The following is a 20,815-nucleotide window of genomic DNA, read 5'->3' on the forward strand; positions in this document are numbered from 1 at the left end:
CGAAAGGGCGGCCCCCGAAGTCAGGCGCGCACCAGCGCCTCGTAGGCGTTGGCGACGTCGCGCGTCAGCTGGCCCACCTGGAAGTGATGCTCGCCGATCTGGCCCACGGGCGTCACTTCGGCTGCGGTGCCGGTCAGCCAGCACTGCTGGAAGGTCGGCAGCTCCTCGGGCAGGATGTGGCGCTCGTGCACCTTGATCCCCATGTCCTTCATCATGGCGATGACGGTCTGGCGGGTGATCCCGTTCAGGATGCAATCCGGCAGCGGCGTGTGCACTTCGCCATCGCGGACGAAGAAGATGTTCGCCCCGGTCGCCTCGGCCACATAGCCGCGATAGTCGTAGAACAGCGCGTCCGAACAGCCCTTGGCCATGGCCGCATGTTTCGACATGGTGCAGATCATGTAAAGGCCGCTGGCCTTGGCCGCCGTCGGGATCGTCTCGGGCGAGGGACGTTTCCACTTGGCGATGTCCAGCTTCGCACCTTGCCATTTGGCGTCACCGTAATAGGCGCCCCATTCCCAGCAGGTCACAGCCATACGCACCGGGTTCTGGTTCGCGGCAACGCCCATGTCCGGGCCCGACCCGCGCCAGGCCAGCACACGCACATAGGCATCTTCAAAGCCATTGGCGTGCAGGGTGGCGTATTTCGCCTCTTCGATCTGGTCGACCGTATAAGGCAGGTCCATATCCAGCATCTTGGCCGAGTCGATCAGCCGCTGCGAATGTTCACGCCCCTTGAAGATCTTGCCGCTGTAGCAGCGCTCGCCCTCGAACACAGACGAGGCATAGTGCAGGGCATGGGTCAGGATGTGGACCTTGGCATCGCGCCAGTCCACCAGTTGCCCGTCCATCCAGATCTTGCCGTCACGGTCGTCATAAGCCCCGGCCATTGGTTCCTCCTGCGCCTGGGTATTTCCAAAAGTTGCGCAGTTTCCACCTTCATCCGACAGGATATTGCGCCAAATCGAGACCGGATTACCGATTCGGACTTGGAAAGTCAACAAGGCTGACATAAAACGCCAAAAAGAGGCGAAAGGCGGATCGATGGACAAGGGTGCGGCGCCCGGCGGCGGCGAGACGTTGCTGTTCCTGACGGATGAACAGCTGCGTCAGGGGATCGAGGCGGTGTTCTTCGCCTATCGCGGCTTCACGGCCGATCCTGACCGGATTCTCGAGGCCAAGGGCTATGGCCGGGCGCATCACAGGGCGATCCACTTCATCAACCGGGCGCCGGGGACGACGGTGAACAACCTGCTGGCGATCCTTGGGGTGACCAAGCAAAGCCTCAACCGTGTCCTGCGCACCCTGATCGAGGACGGGCTGGTCGAAAGCCGCATCGGCCGGGTCGACAAGCGCGAGCGGCATCTGTTCCTGACGCCCAAGGGCGAGGATCTGGAACGCGCCCTGTCCGATGCGCAGCGGGCGCGGATGCGCGCGGCTTACCGTGCGGCCGGGCCCGCCGCCGTTGCCGGCTTTCGCCAGGTGCTTGAGGCGATGATGGACCCCGAGCAGCGCAGTCAGTATCTTTCGCTGCGCGAAGGCGGAGGGAATGGATGACCGACAGCGCACCCCTGCATCTGCTTGTGGTCGATGATGACGACCGCATCCGTGGCCTCTTGCAGAAGTTCCTGATGCGGAGCGGCTATCTGGTCTCGACCGCGCCCGATGCGGCGCGGGCGCGGCGGCTGATGTCGGGGCTGGATTTCGACCTGCTGGTCGTTGACGTGATGATGCCGGGCGAAGATGGCATCAGCCTGACGCGGGCCCTGCGCGATCAGGGGCAGGTGGTGCCCGTGCTGCTCTTGACCGCGCGGGGCGAGGCGGAAAGCCGCATCGACGGGCTGGAGGCAGGGGCGGACGACTATCTGGTCAAACCCTTCGAGCCGCGCGAATTGCTGCTGCGGATCAACGCGATCCTGCGCCGGGTGCCGCAACCGCTGAAACCGGCGCCGGCCGCGGCGCGCAACCTGACGCTGGGTCCGCTGCGCTATGATGTCGACCGGGCCGAACTGTGGCAGGGCGATCAGCCGATCCGCCTGACCACCACGGAAATCGCCCTGATGCGCATCTTCGCCGCCCGCGCGGGCGAGGTTGTCGGGCGCGAGAAGCTGGTGGCCGAACTGGGCGGTGACGAGGCGCAGGCCAGCGAACGCGCGGTCGATGTCCAGATCACCCGCCTGCGTCGCAAGATCGAACCCGATCCCAAACAGCCGCGCTACCTGCAAACCATCCGCGGCGAGGGCTATCGGCTGGCGCCGGACTAAGGCCCGCGATTCGCGAGCCAGCGCCCCCTTTCATCTTTCGAAAAATACCCCGGGGGTGCGGGGGCTGGCCCCCGCTGCCGACGCTTGCCACCGGCGCATGCTCAATGCGGCTTGCCCCCGGCAGCAGACACTTGCCACAGGCGCAAGCTCAGCGCGGCGTGACGCCGCGCAGCCGCTCGGACCGGCGCCGGAGCAGCTCGACCGTGGTCAGAAGCGCGATGGAGACGATCACAAGAATGGTCGCGACCGACAGGATGGCGGGGCTGATCTGTTCGCGAATGCCGTTCCACATCTGGCGCGGAATCGTCTGCTGGTCATGGGCCGCGACAAACAGCACCACCACCACCTCGTCGAACGAGGTGACAAAGGCGAACAGCGCCCCCGACACGATCCCAGGCAGGATCAGCGGCATGGTGATGCGAAAGAAGCTGGTCGAGGGCGAGGCGCCAAGGCTGGCCGCGGCGCGCGTCAGCGAATGGTCAAAGCCCACCAGCGTTGCGGTGACGGTGATGATGACAAAGGGAATGCCCAGCGTCGCATGGGCCAGGATGATGCCGATATAGCTGCCCGCCAGCCCGGTCATCGAATAGAAGAAGAACAGCCCCGTGGCCGTGATGATCAGCGGCACGATCATTGGCGAGATCAGCACCGCCATGATGGCGCTGCGAAACGGCATCTCGGGCCGAGAGAGCCCAAGCGCCGCCAATGTGCCCAGAGCCGTGGCCAACAGGGTCGAGAATACCCCGATGATGATCGAGTTTTTCGTCGCCTTGATCCAATGCGCATTGGCCCAGGCATCGGCCCACCAGCTGGCATCGCGCGCGGCATCGGGGGACTGCATCCCGAAGGTCAGCAGCGTGTCATACCAGCGCAGGCTGTAACCCTCGGGGTCGAGGGCGAGCATCCTTTCGGTGAAGGTGAAATAGGGCTCGACGTTGAAGGACAGCGGAATGACGATCAGGATCGGCGCGATCAGGAACAGGAAGACCAGCGCGCAGATCACCCGATAGGCGTACTGCCAGAGCCGTTCCAGGGGGGTGGCGTAGCTGGGAATGGGCATCCGTGGTTCCTGTGTCTGAGGTAGAGCCGGGGGTTTCACACCCCCGGACCCCCGTGGGATATTTGTGGACAGATGAAAGGGCGGGGGTCAGCCCAGCTTCATGTTGTCGATGCCGATCAGGCGGTCGTAGAGCCAGTAGAGGACCACCACCGCGCCCAGCAGCAGCGCCGACAGCGCGGCGGCCAGCGACCAGTTCAGCGAATCCTGCATGTGGAAGGCGATGAGGTTCGAGATCAGCTGCCCGCTGGCGCCGCCGACCAGGGCCGGGGTGATGTAGTAGCCAACCGCCAGGATGAACACCAAGAGCGCCCCGGCCCCGATGCCGGGCAGCGTTTGCGGCAGGTAGATGCGGCGAAAGGCTGTCCAGGACGTGGCGCCAAGGCTGCGGGCGGCGCGCACATAGGCCGGGTTGATCGTGCGCATCACCGAATAGAGCGGCAGCACCATGAAGGGCAGCAAGACATGGGTCATGGCAACGACCGTGCCGGTCTGGTTGTAGATCATCGTCAGCCGGCCATCGTCGGTCAGGATGCCAAGGGCGACCAGCGTGCTGTTGATCACCCCCTGCTGTTGCAACAGCACGATCCAGGCCGTCGTGCGCACCAGAAGCGAGGTCCAGAACGGCAGCAGCACGAGGATCATCAGGAGGTTCGACCAGCGCAGCGGCAGCGTGGCCAGCAGATGCGCGATGGGAAAGGCCAGGATCAGGCACAGGCCGGTGATCGCTGCCGACAGGACAAACGTGCGCAGGAACAGCGGTACATAGACTTGCCGTTCGGGCGGGACAGCGGTGATGCTGCCATCGGCCTCGCGCGTCAGGTCAAGGGCGGCCAGGTAGAACCCCGGCGTATAGGCCGAGGAGGCGGCACGCATCACCGCCCACAGCTCGGGATCGCCCCATTTCGCATCGGCCTTGAGCAAGGAGTCGCGGTAGGGTGGTTGCAGGCCTGCCGCCTTGCGCCCGGTCGAGGTGAACAGCGAGCGGGTGCCGGGCAGGTCATAGTTCACCCGCGTGCCGACGATGGCGACGGTGCGGGCGGCGGCGGCGTCGCGCAGGTCGGCGGCCAGGGCGGCAAAGGCGGTCTCGTCCGGTTGCGTGCCGGTCGGTGTCGCGCCGAACCATGCGGTCAGGCGCGGCATGTTGTCGGGAAATGCCGGGTTGTGGACCGAGCGGTGCAGCATCTGCCCGATCGGCACCAGAAAGGTCACCACCACGAAGATCAGCAAGGGCGCCACCAGCGCAAAGGCACGCCAGCGCGCGCGGCGATCTGCACGCAGCAAGGCGCGTCTCAGCGGCAGGCCGTCGGCGGTGGTCAGGCTGTCGGTCACGCTCATGCCAGATCCTGCAAGGGGGGGGCGGCCGGGGCCGCCCCGCAAGGTGTCAGTTCGCCGCCAGCCAGGCGTTGAACCGCTCGTTCAGTTCGGTGTCATGGTCGGCCCAGAACTCCAGCGAGGAGGCCAGCGCATTGGTCAGGTTCTCGGGCGAGGTCGGCAGGTGGGGCGACATCGGCACCTTGCCTTCGTTCTTGAACGTGCCGACCAGCGGGGCCGAGGACTTGCGCGGCGGGCCATAGCTGATCCAGTTGGCGGCAGCGGCCAGCGGCTCGGTCGAGGTGGAGAATTTCACGAACTCCAGCGCGGCTTCCATGTTCGGGGCGCCTTTCGGGATCACCCAGCCTTCCCATTCAAAGACCTGACCATCCCACATGATCTCGAAGGGCTTGCTGTCGGCCATGGCGGCGTTGAAGATGCGCCCGTTCCAGGCGATGGTCATGCTGACCTCGCCATCTGCCAGCAGTTGCGGCGGCTGCGAGCCGGCTTCCCAGAACACCGCGTCCTTCTTGATCGTGTCGAGCTTGGCAAAGGCGCGGTCGACGCCGGCGGGGGTGGCCAGCGTGTCATAGACCTGAGCCGCGGGAACGCCATCGGCCATCAGCGCCATTTCCAGGACGACCTTGGCGCCTTTCTTGACGCCGCGCTTGCCGGGGAACTTGGCGGTGTCGAAGAAGTCCGCGATGGTCTTTGGCCCGCCGCTGGGGAACTTGCTGGTGTCATAGGCGACCACGGTCGAGAACACATCGGTCGGGATCATGCATTCCGACAACGTGCCTTCGATGAAGTCGCTGACCGCCGGGGTGCCATCGGGGGCCGGGGGCAGGGTGGCGGCGTCGATCACCTCGACCAGGCCTTCGTCGCACAGGCGCACCGCATCGGCGATTTCCACCGAGGCCACGTCGATCGAGACGTTCTTGGCCTCGACCTGGGCCTTGATCGGGGTGGCGGGGTTGTCGGCATCGACCGAGGTCACCTTGATGCCGGTCTTGGCGGTAAAGGGCTTGTGGTAGGCCTCGATCTGACTGGCGGTATAGGCGCCGCCCCAGCCCATCACGGTGACTTCCTGCGCAAGGCCGGGCAGGGCAAGGCCCGCCATCGCCGTGGTCAGGACCAGAAGTTTCTTCATCGGTCAGTCTCCCTTGTTGGTATGCTTTGGGTCAAACGGGGTCCAGCGCGCGGGCATCCTGGGGCGCCCAGCCGATGCGGATGCGCTCGCCCGGCTCCAGCCGGCGCTGGCCCTGGGTGTTGCGCGACTTGATGACGAAGTCATCCGATCCGGCGACGCGCAGGCGGGTGCGGAACAGATCGCCCATGTAGACGAATTCCAGCACCTCGGCGTCGATGGTATGGGCATCGCCCGGCATCATCTCGGGCTTGAACTCCACCCGCTCGGGCCGGATGGACACCAGCGTGCGCTGGCCCTTTTCGGTGACGTTGACCGGGGTTGCGTCGATCACCTCGCCCGTGGCCAGCCGCACCAGGGCGTGATCGCCCGAAATCTCCTCGACCGTGCCGGGCAGCTTGTTGTTCTCGCCAATGAACTGGGCGACAAAGCTGTTGACTGGGCGTTCATAGAGATCATCGGGCGCGGCAAGCTGCTGGATGCGGCCATCGTTGAAGACGGCCACCCGGTCGGACATGGTCAGCGCCTCGCCCTGATCGTGGGTCACATAGACGACGGTGATGCCAAGGCTTTCGTGCAGGTGCTTGATTTCGAACTGCATATGTTCGCGCAGCTGCTTGTCCAGTGCGCCAAGGGGTTCGTCCATCAGGACCAGCTCGGGTTCGAACACCAGGGCGCGGGCCAGCGCGATGCGCTGCTGCTGGCCGCCCGAAAGCTGGGCGGGGCGGCGGCTGGCAAAGGCGCCCATCTGCACCATGTCCAGCGCGCGGGCGATCTTGGCCTCGCGCTCGGACTTGCCGATGCCGCGCACCTCGAGCGGAAAGGCCAGGTTCTCGCCCACTGTCATATGGGGAAACAGGGCGTAGTTCTGGAACACCATCCCGATGCCGCGCTTGTGGGGGGGCACCTGGTTGATGGGCCGGCCGGCCAGACGGATTTCGCCATGTGTCGCCGTTTCGAACCCCGCCAGCATCATCAGGCAGGTGGTCTTGCCGCTGCCCGAGGGGCCAAGCATGGTCAGGAATTCGCCCTTGCCGATGGCAAGATTGAGGTCCTTCACGACCAGCGTTTCACCGTCATAGCTTTTCTGAACACGTTCGAATTCCACGAACGCGCCATCGCGGCCGATGTCTGCCACGCATTGCTCCCTGTCTGCGGCCGGTTTCCGGCACTTGTTGGGACCAAGTAAACGGCGCGCTGAAACGGATTGCAACCCGTTCCGGCGCGCCAGTTGTCGCAGATCGAGCAGATGCCTGCGTTTTCAGCGCCGACGCGAGCGGACCATGCCGACGATGTCGTAGACCTGTTCCATGATCGGATGGGCGATGGCATCGGCGCGGTCGGCGCCATGGCCGAGGATCCGGTCGATTTCCGCCGGATCCTGCATCAGCCGGGTCATTTCCGACGAGATCGGCGCCAGGACCGACACTGCAAGGTCCGCAAGCGCCGGTTTGAACACGCCAAAGCCCTTGCCGCCGAATTCCGCCAGGACCTCGGCCTGCGACTTGCCCGACAGGCCGGCGTAGATGTTCACAAGGTTGCGTGCCTCGGCCCGGCCGTCCAGCCCTTCGGGGGTCTCGGGCAGCGGCTCGGGGTCGGTGACGGCGCGTTTCAGCTTCTTGGCGATGGCATCGGCATCGTCGGTCAGGTTGATGCGGCTGGCATCCGAGGGGTCGGATTTCGACATCTTCTTGCTGCCATCGCGCAGGCTCATCACCCGCGTGGCAGCCCCTTCGATCACCGGCTCGGTGATCGGAAAGAAGTTGACGCCATAGTCATGGTTGAACTTGGCCGCGATGTCGCGGGTCAGTTCCAGGTGCTGCTTCTGATCCTCGCCCACCGGGACATGGGTGGCCTTGTAGGCCAGAATGTCGGCCGCCATCAGCGAGGGATAGGCGAACAGGCCCAGCGAGGCTGCCTCGGCATCCTTGCCGGCGGTCTTGTCCTTCCACTGGGTCATGCGGCCCATCCAGCCCATCCGCGCGACGCAGTTAAAGACCCAGGCCAGTTCGGCATGGGCGGTCACCTGGCTTTGGTTGAACAGGATCGAGCGGTCAGGGTCGATGCCGCAGGCGATATAGGCCGCCGTCAGCTCGCGCGTGGCGTGGCGCAGCTTGGCCGGATCTTGCCAGACGGTGATCGCGTGCATGTCGACGATGCAATAGATCGTCTCGATCCCTTCGTCCTGCTTTTCGGCAAACCGCTTCAGCGCGCCCAGATAGTTGCCAAGCGTCAACCCGCCCGAAGGCTGGATGCCCGAAAAGACACGGGTTGCGAACTTGGTGGCGGTGGTTTCGGTCATTCTGGCCTCCGGGGCTGGAAAAGGCATCGCGGGGGGCTTATCGCTCGGGCACCGGCACGTCAACGACGAGGATCACATGAGCGAGCGCCCCGAGCATATGGAACCCCCGCTGAACCCGCTGCCCCCGGTGGTCTGGGCGCTGGTGCTGCCCATGATCGTGATCGAGGCGGTGTTGCAGCTGGCGGGCGCCGGGCTGATCGGCGGGCGCGATGGCGTGGGCTGGCGGCTGATGGTGCTGGAGCGCATGGCCTTTGTGCCCGAACAGCTGGTCTGGATGTGGCAGACGCGGCAGGTCCCGCTGAACGATCTGGCGCGGCTGGTCGGCTATGCCTTTGTCCATGTCAGCCTGTCGCACGCGGCCTTTGTCGTCGTGTTCGTCATGGCGCTTGGCAAGTTCATCTCGGACGTGTTCCGCCCCTGGGCTGTCGCAGTGCTGTTCCTGGGATCGGCCATCGGTGCGATGTTGATCTACACGATCGTGCTGTCCTTTGCCCCCGCCCTGCGGCTGGAAACCGGGCAGATGCTGCCCATCGTCGGTGGCTATCCGGGGGCCTTCGGGCTGATCGGGGCCTTTACCTTTGTGCTGTGGCTGCGGCTGGGGCAATCGGGCGGATCGACCTGGCGGGCCTTTTCGCTGATCGGCTTCATGATGGCGGTGCGGCTGGTGTTCGGCGTGCTGTTCGGCGGCGGGCCGGACTGGGTGGCCGACCTTGCCGGCTTTGCCATGGGCTTTGGCCTGGCCTTTGTCGTGGTGCCTGGCGGCCCCGCGCGCCTGCTGGCCCATCTGCGCCAGCGCTAGCGGGCCACAGGGAACAGGGGCCGAAATGTCGGCCCCCTAGTCAGCGTCGCGGATCATGTCGAGCCAGCGTTCCGCCGTCTGCGCGTCGCGGATCCGCAGGGTGATTTCGCCGCCGCTGGTCATCCGGGCATCGGGGAACTGTTCAAAGACCGTTTCGGGCAGCAATTTGCCGCGCCGCAATTCCGGCTTGCGGATATAGGCCAGAACCCAGTCGTCATTCGGAACCACGGCAAAGCAATAGTCGCTGTCCCGGAAGACCCGCAGGCTGTTGAGGAATCCCTGTTCATGCGCGGCCATCGACAGGCCCGCAAGGGCGCCGAAACCGGCAACCAGGGTATCGAAGGCGGCTTTCGCGTCCGATGACGCGATCTCGCCCCGCAAATCGTCGATGTTCATGGTCTGGTGATCCAGGCAAGTTCCGGGTGGATGTCATACCACCCGGAGATCCGGTAGAAGGGCCGGCAGACCCCGACTTACTGATCCAGGAACGAGCGCAGCTTGCGCGACCGGCTGGGGTGCTTGAGCTTTCGCAGCGCCTTGGCCTCGATCTGGCGGATCCGTTCGCGCGTCACGCTGAACTGCTGGCCGACCTCTTCCAGCGTGTGATCGGTGTTCATGCCGATGCCAAAGCGCATCCGCAGAACCCGTTCCTCGCGCGGGGTAAGGCTGGCCAGAACGCGGGTCGTGGTTTCCTTCAGGTTTTCCTGAATGGCCGAATCCAGCGGCAGGATCGCGTTCTTGTCCTCGATGAAATCGCCCAGCTGGCTGTCTTCTTCATCGCCAATCGGGGTTTCAAGGCTGATCGGCTCCTTGGCGATCTTCATCACCTTGCGCACCTTCTCCAGCGGCATCTGGAGCTTTTCGGCCAGTTCCTCGGGCGTCGGCTCGCGGCCGATCTCGTGCAGCATCTGGCGGCTGGTGCGGACCAGCTTGTTGATCGTCTCGATCATGTGGACCGGAATGCGGATCGTGCGCGCCTGGTCCGCGATGGACCGGGTGATCGCCTGACGGATCCACCAGGTCGCATAGGTCGAGAACTTGTAGCCGCGGCGGTATTCGAACTTGTCCACCGCCTTCATCAGGCCGATGTTGCCTTCCTGGATCAGGTCCAGGAACTGCAGCCCGCGGTTGGTGTATTTCTTGGCGATGGAGATCACGAGGCGCAGGTTTGCCTCGACCATTTCCTTCTTGGCCTGGCGGGCCTCTTTCTCGCCCTTTTGCACCTGGTTCACGATGCGGCGGAATTCGCTGATGTCGACGCCGATATACTGGCCGACCTGCGCCATGTCGTTGCGAAGTTCCGCCACCTGGGCGGCGGATTTTTCGATCAGCGATTGCCAGCCGCGGCCTGGCTTGCGCGCCATGCGGTCCAGCCAGGTCGGATCCAGTTCATAGCCCTGATATTCGGCGATGAATTCCTGGCGGTTGATGCGCGCCTGATCAGCCAGCTTCACCATGCCCGAGTTGATCGACATGATCCGGCGGTTGATGCCGTAGAGCTGGTCGATCAGCGCCTCGATCCGGTTGTTGTGCAGATGCAGCTCGTTCACCAGCGTGACGATTTCAGAGCGCAGCTTTTGATAGGCCGCCTCGTCCGCGGCCGAGAACTTGCTGGTTTCCGACAGGGTCGCGGTCATCCGCAGGCGCTGCATCTCGGCCAGCTTAACGTAATCGCGCGCGATGATGTCCAGCGTGTCCAGCACCTTGGGCTTGAGCGCGGCTTCCATCGCGGCCAGCGACATGTTCGACGCATCATCGTCGTCATCGTCGTCGTCCGACCGCATCAGCGGGTTGCCGTCGGCGTCCAGCTCGGGCTCGTTGCCGCTGCGGCGGGGGGCCGCGGGCGTCGAGCTTGCAGAAACCTCGATCCCGTCCAGATCGGGGCCGTCCATGTCGCCTTCGCCATCGACCGAGCGCCCGAAGGTCGCTTCAAGGTCGATCACGTCGCGCAGCAGGATTTCCTCGTTCAGAAGTTCGTCGCGCCAGATGGTGATGGCCTGAAAGGTCAGCGGGCTTTCGCACAGCCCGGCGATCATGGTGTTCCGGCCAGCCTCGATCCGCTTGGCGATGGCGATCTCGCCCTCGCGCGACAGCAGTTCGACCGAGCCCATCTCGCGCAGATACATGCGGACAGGGTCGTCGGTGCGGTCCAGCGTTTCCGACTGCACGCCCGCAATCGCGATCTCGCGCGAGCCAGAGCCGGTTTCCACCAGCTCGCCCGCCTGGGCGCCTTCGCCTTCTTCGGCCTCTTCTTCCTCGATGACGTTGATGCCCATTTCGGACAGCATCGACATCACATCCTCGATCTGCTCGGACGACACCTGATCCTGCGGCAGGACGGTGTTCAGCTGGTCGATGGTGATGTAACCCCGCTCACGCGCATCGGCGATCATCTTGCGGACGGCGGCCTGGCTCATGTCCAGGGTGATCTCGGCGTCCTGCTCGGCCGGTTTGACGTCGTCGGTGTCCTTCATCGCCATGGATGCTCCCTGGATAGCCGGTGGGGCGAATCGAATCACCGAATCGCCCGTCTCCAATCTGACACTCAATACCGCGAATCACGGGAAGTGAAAGCCTCAGTGGCGCTTCTTCACCCAGACCTGTCTGTCTATGAGGCTTTGCAGATACCCTGACATGGCTGCGCGGTCTTCTCCCAGATCGCTCGAATCGTCATTGCTCACTCGTCCTGCGCGATTTACCGCCTCGGCCGCCTGTCCCAGCCGCCACGTCAGCCCTTCGTCGGCCAGCGCCTCCATCTCCTCGACACCTTCCGCGATTTCGCGCCGGGCCGCGCGGCGGGCCTCGAGCTTGGCGAATTCTTCGGCCAGGCACAGCCGGGCAAGGGCAGCATCCTCGGGGTTGCGAACGGCAGGGACGATCTGCACATGGGGAAGCGCGCGCAGGGTTTCAAGTTCCTGCCCCGCCATCGCCTGCAAGGTTGCGGCCGGATCGGGCGCATGGGCGGCCCGCAGCAGCGCGGTGCGCAAGGTGGCATGGCCAGGGTCGGCGCAGTCCATCCGCTCCAGCGCGCTGTCGAATGTATCGACCAGCTCGGGATGCAGCGCCAGCAGCGCCAGGACCACCGCCTCGCGCAGCCGATCCTCGACCGTCTCGCCGGAACCTGCCAGCAGCGAGGCGCGGGTCGAGGGCAGGGGGGCGGCCTTGACCTTTTGCTGCCACTGGCGCGGCACGAACCCGCGCGGGGCCCGCACGCCGGTGCCGAACAGCTCTTCGCGCAGGCGCTTCATCTCGGCGCCGTAATGCGCGCGGATCGACGGATCGGCAATCCGGGCCAGCGCGGTGCGCAGCCGCTTGTCCAATGCGGCGCGGCGTTCGGGGCTGTCAAAGACCTGACCTTCGGTCTCGCGCTGCCACAGCAGCCGCACCATGGGCTGCGCCCCGTCCAGCACGCGCTGGAACGCGCCGGCCCCTTCGGCCTTGATCAGATCGTCCGGGTCCATCCCGCCCGGCATCACCGCAAAGCGCAGGCCCTTGCCGGCCTCCAGCAAGGGCAGCGCCAGGTCGATCACCCGCAGCGCCGCCCGCATCCCCGCCGCATCGCCATCCAGCGCGATCACCGGCTCGTCATGGATGCGCCACATCAGGCGCAGCTGATCTTCGGTGACAGCCGTGCCCAGCGGGGCGACCGCGCCGCGAAAACCCGCCTCGGACAAGGCGATCACGTCCATGTAGCCCTCGGCCACCACCAAGGGCAGACCCTTGCCCGCCGCCTCGCGCGCAGGGCCGATGTTGAACAGGTTCCGCCCCTTGTCGAACAGCGTCGTTTCCGGCCCGTTCAGGTATTTCGCCCGCGCATTCGGATCGAGCGAGCGGCCACCCAGGCTGATCGCCCGCCCACGGCCATCGCGGATCGGAAAGATCACCCGGCCGCGGAACCGGTCATAGGGCGCCCCGCCATCGTCGGGCTTGATCGCAAGGCCTGCCTCGATCAGCAGATCGGGCGCAATCCCCTTGGCCCCCAGCGCCTGCACCAGCCCGGTGCGCTGATCGGGCGCCCAGCCGATCTGCCAGCGGTCCTGCGCTGCCTCGGTCAGCCGGCGCCGCGCCAGATAGTCCCGCGCCACGCTGCCCGACCCGGATCGCAGCATCATGCGGTAATGCTGGACGGCGGCCTCCACCACCTCGGCCAGCTTCGTGCGCCGGTCTTGAACCTCGGCCGCCCTGGGGTCGCGCGCGGGCATCGGCATTCCAGCCTCGCGGGCCAGGATCTCCACCGCTTCCATGAAGCCGACGTTCTCGGTTTCCTTCACAAAGGAAATCGCGTCGCCCTTGGCGTGGCAGCCAAAGCAGTAGTAGAACCCCTTGCGGTCATCGACGTGAAACGAGGCGCTCTTTTCCTGATGGAACGGGCAGGGCGCCCACATGTCGCCCTTGGCCTGATTGGATTTGCGCATGTCCCAGATGACCTTGCGCCCGACCACCTGGGTCAGGGAAAGGCGGTTGCGCAGCTCGTCAAGGAATCCGGGGGGCAGGCTCATGCCACCGATATAGCCCTCTGCGCGGGGAATTGCACCGTTTCATCTGTCCTGAAATATCCTCGGGCAGGTCTGGAAGGGCAGACAGCCCTTCCAGCGGCGCGCGGGGCCGTCCCTGCGGCGCCGGCGGGGCCTCGATGGCCCCGCCGGCGCCAACTACCCTTACGAATACCGCGTAAAGAACCCCTCGGGAATCAACAGGTTGTCCCGGCCAAGGTTCTGCACATCGCGCTCGCCGCACAGGGCCATGGAAATGTCCAGCTCCTTGCGGATCACCTCCAGCGCGGCCGTCACCCCGGCCTCGCCCATCGCGCCAAGGCCGTAGACGAACGCCCGCCCGATAAAGGTCGATCGCGCCCCCAGTGCCAGCGCCTTCAGCACGTCCTGGCCAGACCGGATCCCGCTGTCGAGATGGATTTCCACCCGGTCGCCCACCGCGTCGACGATCTGCGGCAACATGCGGATCGAGGACAGCGCCCCGTCCAGCTGCCGCCCGCCATGGTTGGACACCACGATGGCATCGGCGCCCACCTCGGCCGCCTTGCGCGCATCCTCGGCATCCAGGATTCCCTTGAGGATCAGCTTGCCGCCCCACATCTCCTTCAGCTTGGCGATCTTGCCCCAGTCAAGCTGCGGGTCGAACTGTTCCGCCGTCCAGCTGGACAGCGAACTGGCATCCGCCACCCCCTTGGCATGGCCGACGATATTGCCAAAGAACCGCCGTTTCGTCCCCAGCATTCCCAGGCCCCAGCGCCAGCGCGTCGCCAGATCGGCAATCGTCGCAGGCGTCAGCTTGGGCGGCGCCGACAGCCCGTTTTTCAGATCCTTGTGCCGCTGGCCAAGGATTTGCAGATCCAGCGTCAGAACCAGCGCCGAACATTTCGCGGCCTTGGCCCGCTCGATCAGCCGACGCACGAAATCCTCGTCGCGCATCACATAGAGCTGGAACCAGAACGGGGCCGGGCTGTTCGCCGCCACATCCTCGATCGAACAGATCGACATGGTCGAGAGGGTAAAGGGTACCCCGAACCGCGCCGCCGCGCGGGCGGCCAGAATCTCGCCATCGGCGTGCTGCATCCCCGTCAAGCCGACGGGCGCCAGCGCGACCGGCATGGCGATGTCCTGCCCGATCATCGTGGTACGGGTGGACCGGTTCGACATGTCCACCGCCACCTTCTGGCGCAGACGGATCTGGGCGAAATCGGTGGTATTCTCGCGGAAGGTCTGTTCGGTCCAGCTGCCCGATTCCGCATAATCGTAGAACATCTTCGGCGTGCGCGCCTTGTGCAGGCGCTTGAGGTCGTCGATGCAGGTGATGACGGGCATGGCACACTCCTGAACTGGTAACTTTCGCTTACCAATCGTGCCTGCCCGCCGCAATGAAAAAGGCGCGAGGGTTGCCCCCCGCGCCTGCATTCCTGTCCGGCCCGATCAGATCTCGGCCAGAAGCGCCTCGCCGCCCGAGATCTCGCACTGGCCGGGCGAGGCCTCCAGATGCAGTTTCTCGACCTTGCCGTCGACCACATACATCGCATAGCGCTTGGACCGGCCGATCAGACCCGCGGGCGGGGCGTCGAAGTTCAGCCCAAGCGCCTTGGTCCAGTCGCCCGCATCGGCCAGCATCGAGATGCCGGCGGCAGCGGCGCCCGTCGCCTCGCCCCAGGCCTTCATCACGAAGGGATCGTTGACGGACACGCAGACGATTTCGTCCACGCCCTTGGCGGCAAAGCCGTCCTTGGTGCGGATGAAGCTGGGCACATGGGCCGAATGGCAGGTCGGGGTAAAGGCGCCCGGCACCGCAAAGATCACCACTTTGCGGCCTTTGGTCAGGTCGGCCACCTTGACGCCTTCGGGGCCATTGCTGCCCAGTTTGATCAGCGTGCCTTCGGGCAGCGTGTCGCCTGCGGAAATGGTCATGTTGCATCCTTCGCGCGTTGTGTTCGGTTCCGCCATGGATATAGTCTCCGGCCTCGGACGCGACCAGAGGGTACGGAGATGCATATTGCCATTGTCGGCGCGGGTCAGGCAGGGGCCGCCCTGGCCGCGAAACTGCGCGCGCTTGGGCACACGGGGCCGGTCACGCTGATCGGTGCCGAGCCTGCCGCCCCCTATCAGCGCCCGCCGCTGTCCAAGGCCTATCTGCTGGGCGAGATGCCGCTGGAACGTCTGATGCTGCGCGCCCCCGAGTTCTGGCAGGCGCAGGATATCCGCCTGATGACCGGGGCTGCGGTATCGTCCCTTGACCCGGTGGCCCGCACGCTGCGGGTGGGGGACGAGGTATTGCGCTGGGACCAGCTGGCGCTGACCACCGGCGCGCATGTGCGGCGCCTGCCGGCGGCAATGGGCGGCAACCTTCCGGGCGTTCATTATGTGCGCACCCTGGCCGATGTGGATGGCATGGCCCCCGAATTCGTGGCGGGCCGCCGGGTGCTGATCGTCGGTGGCGGCTATATCGGCCTTGAGGCCGCAGCGGTTGCGGCGAAAAAGGGCCTGCATGTCACGCTGATCGAAGCCGCGCCGCGCATCTTGCAACGTGTGGCGGCGCTGGAAACCTCGGACTGGTTTCGCGCGCTGCACACCCGCCATGGGGTCCAGATCATCGAGGGTGTCGCGCTGTCCGGCCTGACGGGGCAGGGGCTTGTGTCGGGCGCGGATCTGGCGGATGGCCGGCATATCCCGTGCGATTTCGCCATCGTGGGTGTCGGCATCCTGCCCGAAACCGCGCTGGCCGAGGCGGCCGGGATCGCGCTGGACAATGGCATTGCGACCGACGAGCAGGGCCGCACCTCGGCCCCCGGCATCTGGGCCGCGGGGGATTGTGCCAGCTTCCCCCATGGCGCGGGGCGGCTGCGGCTGGAAAGCGTGCCCAATGCGATCGACATGGCGGAGTGTGTTGCGGGCAACATGCTGGGGGCCGGCAAGCCCTATGCGCCCAAGCCGTGGTTCTGGTCGGACCAGTATGACGTCAAGTTGCAGATCGCCGGGCTGAACACCGGCTATACCCGCGTTGTCGTGCGCGACGGTGGCACGGCGCGGTCGCACTGGTATTACGCAGGGGATCGCCTGCTGGCGGTGGATGCGATGAACGATCCGCGCGCCTTCATGATCGCGCGCCGCCTGATCGAGGCGGGACGCAGTGCCGACCCGGCGCTGGTGGCCGATCCGGCGACCGATCTGAAGTCGCTGATGGGATAAGCCGATGCGCATCATTTCGGGCAAGTTCCGCGGCCTGCACCTGGCCGAAGTCGGCGAAGGCGATCCGGCGGCGCATCTGCGCCCCACCACGGACCGGGTGCGCGAGGCGATCTTCAACCTGATCATGAACGGGGGCTATGGCAATCCGGTGCAGGATGCGCGGGTGCTGGACCTGTTTGCCGGCACCGGTGCCCTGGGGCTCGAGGCGCTCAGCCGCGGCGCTGCCCGTGTCGCCTTTGTCGACGATGGCACCGCCGCCCGCGCCCTCTTGCGCCGCAACATCGAAAAGATGCGGGCGATGGGCGCCACCGATGTCTGGCGCCGCGATGCCACCCGGCTGGGGCCGAACCGCGGGCCGGGCTATGGCCTCGTCTTTCTGGACCCGCCCTATGGCAAGGGGCTGGGCGAGGCCGCCATGGCCTCGGCCATCGAGGGCAACTGGCTTGCCCCCGGCGCGATCATCGTCTGGGAGGAAGGCCAGCCCCCCGCCTTGCCCGCCGGATTCGAACTGCTGGACCAGCGCAAATATGGCGATACCCTGGTGACATTGGCCCGCGCGCCGAAAGTCGCCTGAAAAACAGGCAATTTCCTGGTGCAACAAGGGCTTTCCTGCCCTTGGCTGCCCTGGTTCTGGCCAACGCAGAAAGGCGTGAGTGCCCGTTCTGAAAATTGCGTGACAAGCGATTTTTGCCGCGCTAGCACCTTGACGGGCCATTCGGGTGACTGGCCTGATTTGAGGGAGTTTTTCCAATCATGGCCTTCGGCCTTGAATCTGCAAAACGGGTTCACCGGGAACCCGAGCTTTACAACATCAACCATCTCGACGCGGTGCTGACCAGCGACGGACGCATCGTCTTTGCGCTGGCCGGTGCGACCAACGATGCCGACGGGCTGGTCATCACTGCGCTGCTCGATCAGCGCAGCGATACGCTGACAGGCCTGAACACGCTGGTCATTCCGCAGGTCGCGGGTGGCCTGCCGACGGCGGGCGTGACGGACATCGACCTGACCGCGGGTCCCGCCGGCAAGGTGGCCGCGCTGATCGCCCAGCCCGAACAGGGCCTTGTCGGCAGCGATGCGAATGCCTCGCTGCTGGTGCAGATCCTCGATCGCGCGACCCTGTCCGGCGCCCCCGTCGAGGTGACCCCCGGCGCGCCGGGCGACACACCGAACCGTTTTGGCGCGGTGCTCTGGCGGGCAGACGGCGGCTTTTCCGTCCTGAGCCAGAACACAACGGTGCAGGGCAACCTGTCCGACGGCATTTTCCTCAGCCGCTTCAACGCTGCCGGCCAGCCGATCGGCACGCCGGTCGAGGTGGTCGCGGATCATGTGCTGGCGAAATTCGGCTCGTATCAGATGGATGCGAACCCGACCAACCTGTCGGCGACCATGCTGCAAAGCGGCCGCATCGCCATGACCTGGCTGGAAGCCAACCCGCTGAGCGCGCCCCATTACGGCGGTGTCAGCCTGAAGATGCAGATCCTGCGCGCCGATGGCAGCGTCTACCGCGCGCCGTTCACGCTGGACACCACCGTCAACCTGCGGCCCGAGATTGTCGAGCTGAATGATGGCAACATCGTGGTTGCCTGGTCCGATCCTGGCGCTAACAACAGTTATACCATCAAGGCCCAGATCGTCGGGCCAGGCGGCCGGCTGAAAGGTGGCGTGTTCGAGCTGTCATCCACCGAATCCAGCCAGGAGATCGACCTGCAGCTCGTCGCGCTGGATACCGGCGGCTTCGCTGCGACATGGCGCACGCAGGATCAGTCCTTCCTTGCGCGCATCTTCGACGCCTCGGGCGCCGCGCAGGGCAACGATTTCGACATTGTCGATACCTCGGGCGATTTCCTGAACGGCAAGGCGGGGCTGGTGGCCAAGGGGGACCAGCTGGTCGCCTGGATTGGCGGGAACAACACCGAGGCCGGCCTTGGCTTCACGCTCGATACCCAGACCTGGAGCACGCTGACCAGCTGGGGCCTGGCCCTCAAGGGCGATGCTACCGCCGAGAGGATCGAGGGCACGGTCCGCGACGACCGGCTGCTTGGCGGTGGCGGCGCTGACACGCTTCTGGGCAGCGCGGGCAACGACGAGTTGCGCGGCGGCTATGGCAATGATCGCCTTGTCGGCGGCACGGGCCGCGACCTGCTCGCTGGCGGGGCGGGGCGGGACCGGCTGACGGGCGGCGGGGGGGCAGACAGCTTCGTTTTCGACGCGGCGTCCGATGGCGGTGACAAGATCACTGACTTCAACGCAGCCGAAGGCGACCGGCTGGTGATCCACCGCGCAGGGTTCAACGATGTGTCCGGCGTTCTGTCGGGCGCGACGCTGAACACCGCCCATGCGGGGCTGTTCTTTGAAACCTCGACCGGCCTTTTGACCTATGATCCCGATGGCGCCGGCGCGGCGGCGCGGGTCGTGGTGGCCGAGCTGCTCGGCGTCACCTCGCTGGCCTTCGGGGACGTGGTCTTCGTCTGATCAAGAGGCGGGGGGCTGGTCTTTGGCCCCCCGCTGGCCTAGATCGCGAGGCAGGAGGCTGCGATGCGCGTTTTCTGGGCTTTTGCGGGTGGACTGTCGGTGGCGCTCGGCCTGTTGGGGATCGTGCTGCCCCTGTTGCCGACGACGCCCTTTCTGTTGCTGGCCGCCTTCTGCTTTGCCCGCTCGTCCCCGCGCCTGCATGACTGGCTGCTGACCCATCGCCGCTTTGGCCCGATCATCCACAACTGGACCGAACACCGCGCCATTCCGCGGCGGGCCAAGGGGGTGGCGATCCTGGCCATGGGCGGCGCACTGATGCTTAGCGTGGCGCTGGGGCTGCGCTGGCAGATCCTTGCGCTGCAGGCGGCGGTTCTGATCGTCATGGGCACCTTCATCCTGACCCGCCCCGACGGCCCGCGCGGCTAGGCCGCAGGGATGGGTGGTGATTTTCGCGCCGGCTTCTGGCACGATGGCGGCAGGGAGGATCCGACCATGCCGCAGATCGACACGGGCTTTACCGGCCAGACCGTCATCACCACCTTAGAGACCAGCCCCGCCACCGCCTTTGACCTGATGGACGCGCTCGAGGCCGCCTATGCCGAGGTGATCTCGCGCCAGCCAGGCTTTGTTTCGGCGGCGCTGCACATGAACGACGCCCGCACCCGCATCTGCAACTATTCCCAATGGGCCCGGCGCGAGGATTACCAGGCCATGCTGCGCACCCCCGAAATGCGCCAGCGCAACGCCCATATCAACACGCTGTGCAAGGGGTTCGAGCCGGTGATGTATGAGGTGGCGGGGGTTTATCGAGGGGGAAATTGTGATTGCCCCGAGACATCAGAGACGGAGTGATGTGGTGAGTTCTAATCGAGTTCAATGTCGACTGTGGAAATCGCAGAGAATGACACGAAGCTAAACGTATTGCCTTGAGAATTTAGAACAAGTAGCCCATTTGAGTTTGGGCCAATTACTGTAACGCGTTCGCTTGTCGCGCCAAGAACAGAAGTCGACCCATTTGCTCGTATATAGTCTGCCCTCAGATGGCCAGAGAGGAACGAAGTTACCGCCAACGCGGCAGCTGCTATCATGGCGATGGAAAGGTCAATATTGGAACCCTCCTTACGTTTATAGTTTGACCAGAATGCTCTATCTAGGGAAAATAGGTATCCAGAACCGCTTGCATCGTAGGCGTGAAGTCCGAGGAAAACTATCGTTGCAATCGGTAGGAGAATAAAGCTTCTAGTGAATCCCAAATACAAAATACAGAACACAACTGCGCCCAATGAACAGGACAACCAAAGTCTATGTCGATGCAGAAGCTCCAAGGGTATAATATTAGATAATTTTCTACGCTTGAAGTTTAAAAATCTTGCATCTGGTCTAGAGAAATTTTTCGCTCGCCTCAAAGTCCTCTGCAATTCTGTAATCGCATCTTTCCACCCTGCTCCTTTTGGCGTTCTCACGCTGAATGGTGCGTATGCTGTATTATAGCCACGACTCCCATATATTCGATCAACGCGAAAATCGTGCGCAAGTATAGAAAATCCAATAATTGCTTTTGGCACGTAAACTGAAATAAATCCGCTGATGGTCAAATAGTAGACTAAAGTGCCCGAAAGGTCAGTAAAAAACGTCAGATCGAAGAAGTGGCGAACAGACGATGGGAAGGCTGACCTAAATCCGAGTAGATGTAGCGATGGAATGCTAATCAAGATAATGATGAGCAGCGCGATGAGTTTGCGAACTTCCTCAAGCCGCTCAGCCAC

At 64.7% G+C, this 20,815-nt stretch carries 20 protein-coding genes; 8 read left to right on the forward strand and 12 right to left on the reverse strand.

From position 1 onward, the window contains the following. Positions 1–20: 20 nt before the first annotated feature. Positions 21–890 carry a branched-chain amino acid aminotransferase gene (locus G481_RS0122045; RefSeq protein WP_028031940.1) on the reverse strand — a complete coding sequence of 290 codons (870 nt, stop codon included), beginning with the start codon at positions 888–890 and terminating at the stop codon, positions 21–23. A 154-nt stretch (positions 891–1,044) separates the two neighbouring features. Here G481_RS0122045 and G481_RS0122050 point away from each other — a divergent pair, with 154 nt between their 5' ends. After that, positions 1,045–1,557 carry a MarR family winged helix-turn-helix transcriptional regulator gene (locus G481_RS0122050; RefSeq protein ID WP_028031941.1) on the forward strand — a complete coding sequence of 171 codons (513 nt, stop codon included), beginning with the start codon at positions 1,045–1,047 and terminating at the stop codon, positions 1,555–1,557. Beyond that, complete coding sequence (locus G481_RS0122055) at positions 1,554–2,264, forward strand: response regulator (protein ID WP_028031942.1); 711 nt, start codon at positions 1,554–1,556, stop codon at positions 2,262–2,264. Before G481_RS0122050 ends, G481_RS0122055 begins: the two co-directional genes overlap by 4 nt. Before the next feature lie 148 nt (positions 2,265–2,412). On the opposite strand, the gene G481_RS0122060 is transcribed toward G481_RS0122055, so the two are convergent. From G481_RS0122060 to trpS, 5 genes are all read right to left on the reverse strand, one after another. Further along, entirely contained in the window at positions 2,413–3,324 is a 912-nt protein-coding gene (locus G481_RS0122060; RefSeq protein WP_028031943.1) for an ABC transporter permease, read from the reverse strand. A gap of 87 nt (positions 3,325–3,411) precedes the next feature. After that, a complete protein-coding gene (locus G481_RS0122065) occupies positions 3,412–4,659 on the reverse strand; it encodes an ABC transporter permease (RefSeq protein ID WP_028031944.1) in 1,248 nt (415 codons plus the stop codon). Positions 4,660–4,705: 46 nt separating this feature from the next. Next, on the reverse strand, positions 4,706–5,785 hold the full coding sequence (locus tag G481_RS0122070) for an ABC transporter substrate-binding protein (RefSeq protein ID WP_028031945.1): 1,080 nt from the start codon (positions 5,783–5,785) through the stop codon (positions 4,706–4,708). Positions 5,786–5,816: 31 nt separating this feature from the next. Next, a complete protein-coding gene (locus G481_RS0122075) occupies positions 5,817–6,920 on the reverse strand; it encodes an ABC transporter ATP-binding protein (protein ID WP_028031946.1) in 1,104 nt (367 codons plus the stop codon). Between the two features lie 123 nt (positions 6,921–7,043). After that, the gene (trpS, locus tag G481_RS0122080) at positions 7,044–8,084 is read right to left on the reverse strand and encodes a tryptophan--tRNA ligase (RefSeq protein WP_028031947.1); all 1,041 of its coding nucleotides are present in this window, start codon (positions 8,082–8,084) and stop codon (positions 7,044–7,046) included. Between the two features lie 76 nt (positions 8,085–8,160). Between trpS and G481_RS0122085 the strand changes: the two genes are divergently transcribed. Continuing rightward, complete coding sequence (locus tag G481_RS0122085) at positions 8,161–8,883, forward strand: rhomboid family intramembrane serine protease (protein WP_028031948.1); 723 nt, start codon at positions 8,161–8,163, stop codon at positions 8,881–8,883. Between the two features lie 36 nt (positions 8,884–8,919). Here the strand turns inward: G481_RS0122085 and G481_RS24885 are convergent, their stop codons facing one another. The 5 genes from G481_RS24885 to G481_RS0122110 form a co-directional block, all read right to left on the reverse strand. Further along, on the reverse strand, positions 8,920–9,279 hold the full coding sequence (locus tag G481_RS24885; protein WP_035026938.1) for a hypothetical protein: 360 nt from the start codon (positions 9,277–9,279) through the stop codon (positions 8,920–8,922). 77 nt (positions 9,280–9,356) lie between these two features. Beyond that, positions 9,357–11,363 (reverse strand): RNA polymerase sigma factor RpoD, encoded by a 2,007-nt coding sequence (gene rpoD / locus G481_RS0122095; protein ID WP_028031949.1) that lies wholly within the window; start codon positions 11,361–11,363, stop codon positions 9,357–9,359. Between the two features lie 96 nt (positions 11,364–11,459). Then, positions 11,460–13,382 carry a DNA primase gene (dnaG, locus tag G481_RS0122100; protein ID WP_028031950.1) on the reverse strand — a complete coding sequence of 641 codons (1,923 nt, stop codon included), beginning with the start codon at positions 13,380–13,382 and terminating at the stop codon, positions 11,460–11,462. A 159-nt stretch (positions 13,383–13,541) separates the two neighbouring features. Then, the gene (locus G481_RS0122105) at positions 13,542–14,705 is read right to left on the reverse strand and encodes an alpha-hydroxy acid oxidase (protein WP_028031951.1); all 1,164 of its coding nucleotides are present in this window, start codon (positions 14,703–14,705) and stop codon (positions 13,542–13,544) included. A gap of 105 nt (positions 14,706–14,810) precedes the next feature. Then, on the reverse strand, positions 14,811–15,296 hold the full coding sequence (locus tag G481_RS0122110; protein WP_028031952.1) for a peroxiredoxin: 486 nt from the start codon (positions 15,294–15,296) through the stop codon (positions 14,811–14,813). Between the two features lie 78 nt (positions 15,297–15,374). Between G481_RS0122110 and G481_RS0122115 the strand changes: the two genes are divergently transcribed. The 5 genes from G481_RS0122115 (at position 15,375) to G481_RS24895 (ending at position 19,901) form a co-directional block, all read left to right on the forward strand. Further along, positions 15,375–16,574: an NAD(P)/FAD-dependent oxidoreductase gene (locus tag G481_RS0122115; RefSeq protein WP_028031953.1), complete on the forward strand. Its 1,200-nt coding sequence runs from the start codon at positions 15,375–15,377 to the stop codon at positions 16,572–16,574. A 4-nt stretch (positions 16,575–16,578) separates the two neighbouring features. Then, the gene (rsmD, locus tag G481_RS0122120; protein WP_028031954.1) at positions 16,579–17,148 is read left to right on the forward strand and encodes a 16S rRNA (guanine(966)-N(2))-methyltransferase RsmD; all 570 of its coding nucleotides are present in this window, start codon (positions 16,579–16,581) and stop codon (positions 17,146–17,148) included. Between the two features lie 179 nt (positions 17,149–17,327). Then, entirely contained in the window at positions 17,328–19,049 is a 1,722-nt protein-coding gene (locus tag G481_RS26810) for a calcium-binding protein (protein WP_051294698.1), read from the forward strand. 63 nt (positions 19,050–19,112) lie between these two features. Beyond that, complete coding sequence (locus G481_RS0122130) at positions 19,113–19,475, forward strand: YbaN family protein (RefSeq protein WP_028031955.1); 363 nt, start codon at positions 19,113–19,115, stop codon at positions 19,473–19,475. Between the two features lie 66 nt (positions 19,476–19,541). Continuing rightward, positions 19,542–19,901 (forward strand): antibiotic biosynthesis monooxygenase family protein, encoded by a 360-nt coding sequence (locus G481_RS24895; RefSeq protein ID WP_051294714.1) that lies wholly within the window; start codon positions 19,542–19,544, stop codon positions 19,899–19,901. A gap of 11 nt (positions 19,902–19,912) precedes the next feature. Here the strand turns inward: G481_RS24895 and G481_RS26195 are convergent, their stop codons facing one another. Then, entirely contained in the window at positions 19,913–20,815 is a 903-nt protein-coding gene (locus G481_RS26195) for a hypothetical protein (RefSeq protein ID WP_154664716.1), read from the reverse strand.

Source organism: Gemmobacter nectariphilus DSM 15620, assembly GCF_000429765.1.
GTDB classification, from domain to species: Bacteria; Pseudomonadota; Alphaproteobacteria; order Rhodobacterales; family Rhodobacteraceae; genus Wagnerdoeblera; species Wagnerdoeblera nectariphila.

What these genes read in the sequence shown, in the direction of transcription:
- rpoD (WP_028031949.1), bottom strand. Translation starts at nt 11,363, where the DNA reads ATGGCGATGAAGGACACCGACGACGTCAAACCGGCCGAGCAGGACGCC.
- G481_RS0122060 (WP_028031943.1), bottom strand. Translation starts at nt 3,324, where the DNA reads ATGCCCATTCCCAGCTACGCCACCCCCCTGGAACGGCTCTGGCAGTAC.
- trpS (WP_028031947.1), bottom strand. Translation starts at nt 8,084, where the DNA reads ATGACCGAAACCACCGCCACCAAGTTCGCAACCCGTGTCTTTTCGGGC.
- G481_RS0122065 (WP_028031944.1), bottom strand. Translation starts at nt 4,659, where the DNA reads ATGAGCGTGACCGACAGCCTGACCACCGCCGACGGCCTGCCGCTGAGA.
- G481_RS0122085 (WP_028031948.1), top strand. Translation starts at nt 8,161, where the DNA reads ATGAGCGAGCGCCCCGAGCATATGGAACCCCCGCTGAACCCGCTGCCC.
- G481_RS0122130 (WP_028031955.1), top strand. Translation starts at nt 19,113, where the DNA reads ATGCGCGTTTTCTGGGCTTTTGCGGGTGGACTGTCGGTGGCGCTCGGC.
- G481_RS0122050 (WP_028031941.1), top strand. Translation starts at nt 1,045, where the DNA reads ATGGACAAGGGTGCGGCGCCCGGCGGCGGCGAGACGTTGCTGTTCCTG.
- G481_RS0122045 (WP_028031940.1), bottom strand. Translation starts at nt 890, where the DNA reads ATGGCCGGGGCTTATGACGACCGTGACGGCAAGATCTGGATGGACGGG.
- G481_RS24885 (WP_035026938.1), bottom strand. Translation starts at nt 9,279, where the DNA reads ATGAACATCGACGATTTGCGGGGCGAGATCGCGTCATCGGACGCGAAA.
- G481_RS26810 (WP_051294698.1), top strand. Translation starts at nt 17,328, where the DNA reads ATGGCCTTCGGCCTTGAATCTGCAAAACGGGTTCACCGGGAACCCGAG.
- dnaG (WP_028031950.1), bottom strand. Translation starts at nt 13,382, where the DNA reads ATGAGCCTGCCCCCCGGATTCCTTGACGAGCTGCGCAACCGCCTTTCC.
- G481_RS0122110 (WP_028031952.1), bottom strand. Translation starts at nt 15,296, where the DNA reads ATGACCATTTCCGCAGGCGACACGCTGCCCGAAGGCACGCTGATCAAA.
- G481_RS0122055 (WP_028031942.1), top strand. Translation starts at nt 1,554, where the DNA reads ATGACCGACAGCGCACCCCTGCATCTGCTTGTGGTCGATGATGACGAC.
- G481_RS0122070 (WP_028031945.1), bottom strand. Translation starts at nt 5,785, where the DNA reads ATGAAGAAACTTCTGGTCCTGACCACGGCGATGGCGGGCCTTGCCCTG.
- rsmD (WP_028031954.1), top strand. Translation starts at nt 16,579, where the DNA reads ATGCGCATCATTTCGGGCAAGTTCCGCGGCCTGCACCTGGCCGAAGTC.
- G481_RS0122105 (WP_028031951.1), bottom strand. Translation starts at nt 14,705, where the DNA reads ATGCCCGTCATCACCTGCATCGACGACCTCAAGCGCCTGCACAAGGCG.
- G481_RS0122115 (WP_028031953.1), top strand. Translation starts at nt 15,375, where the DNA reads ATGCATATTGCCATTGTCGGCGCGGGTCAGGCAGGGGCCGCCCTGGCC.
- G481_RS24895 (WP_051294714.1), top strand. Translation starts at nt 19,542, where the DNA reads ATGCCGCAGATCGACACGGGCTTTACCGGCCAGACCGTCATCACCACC.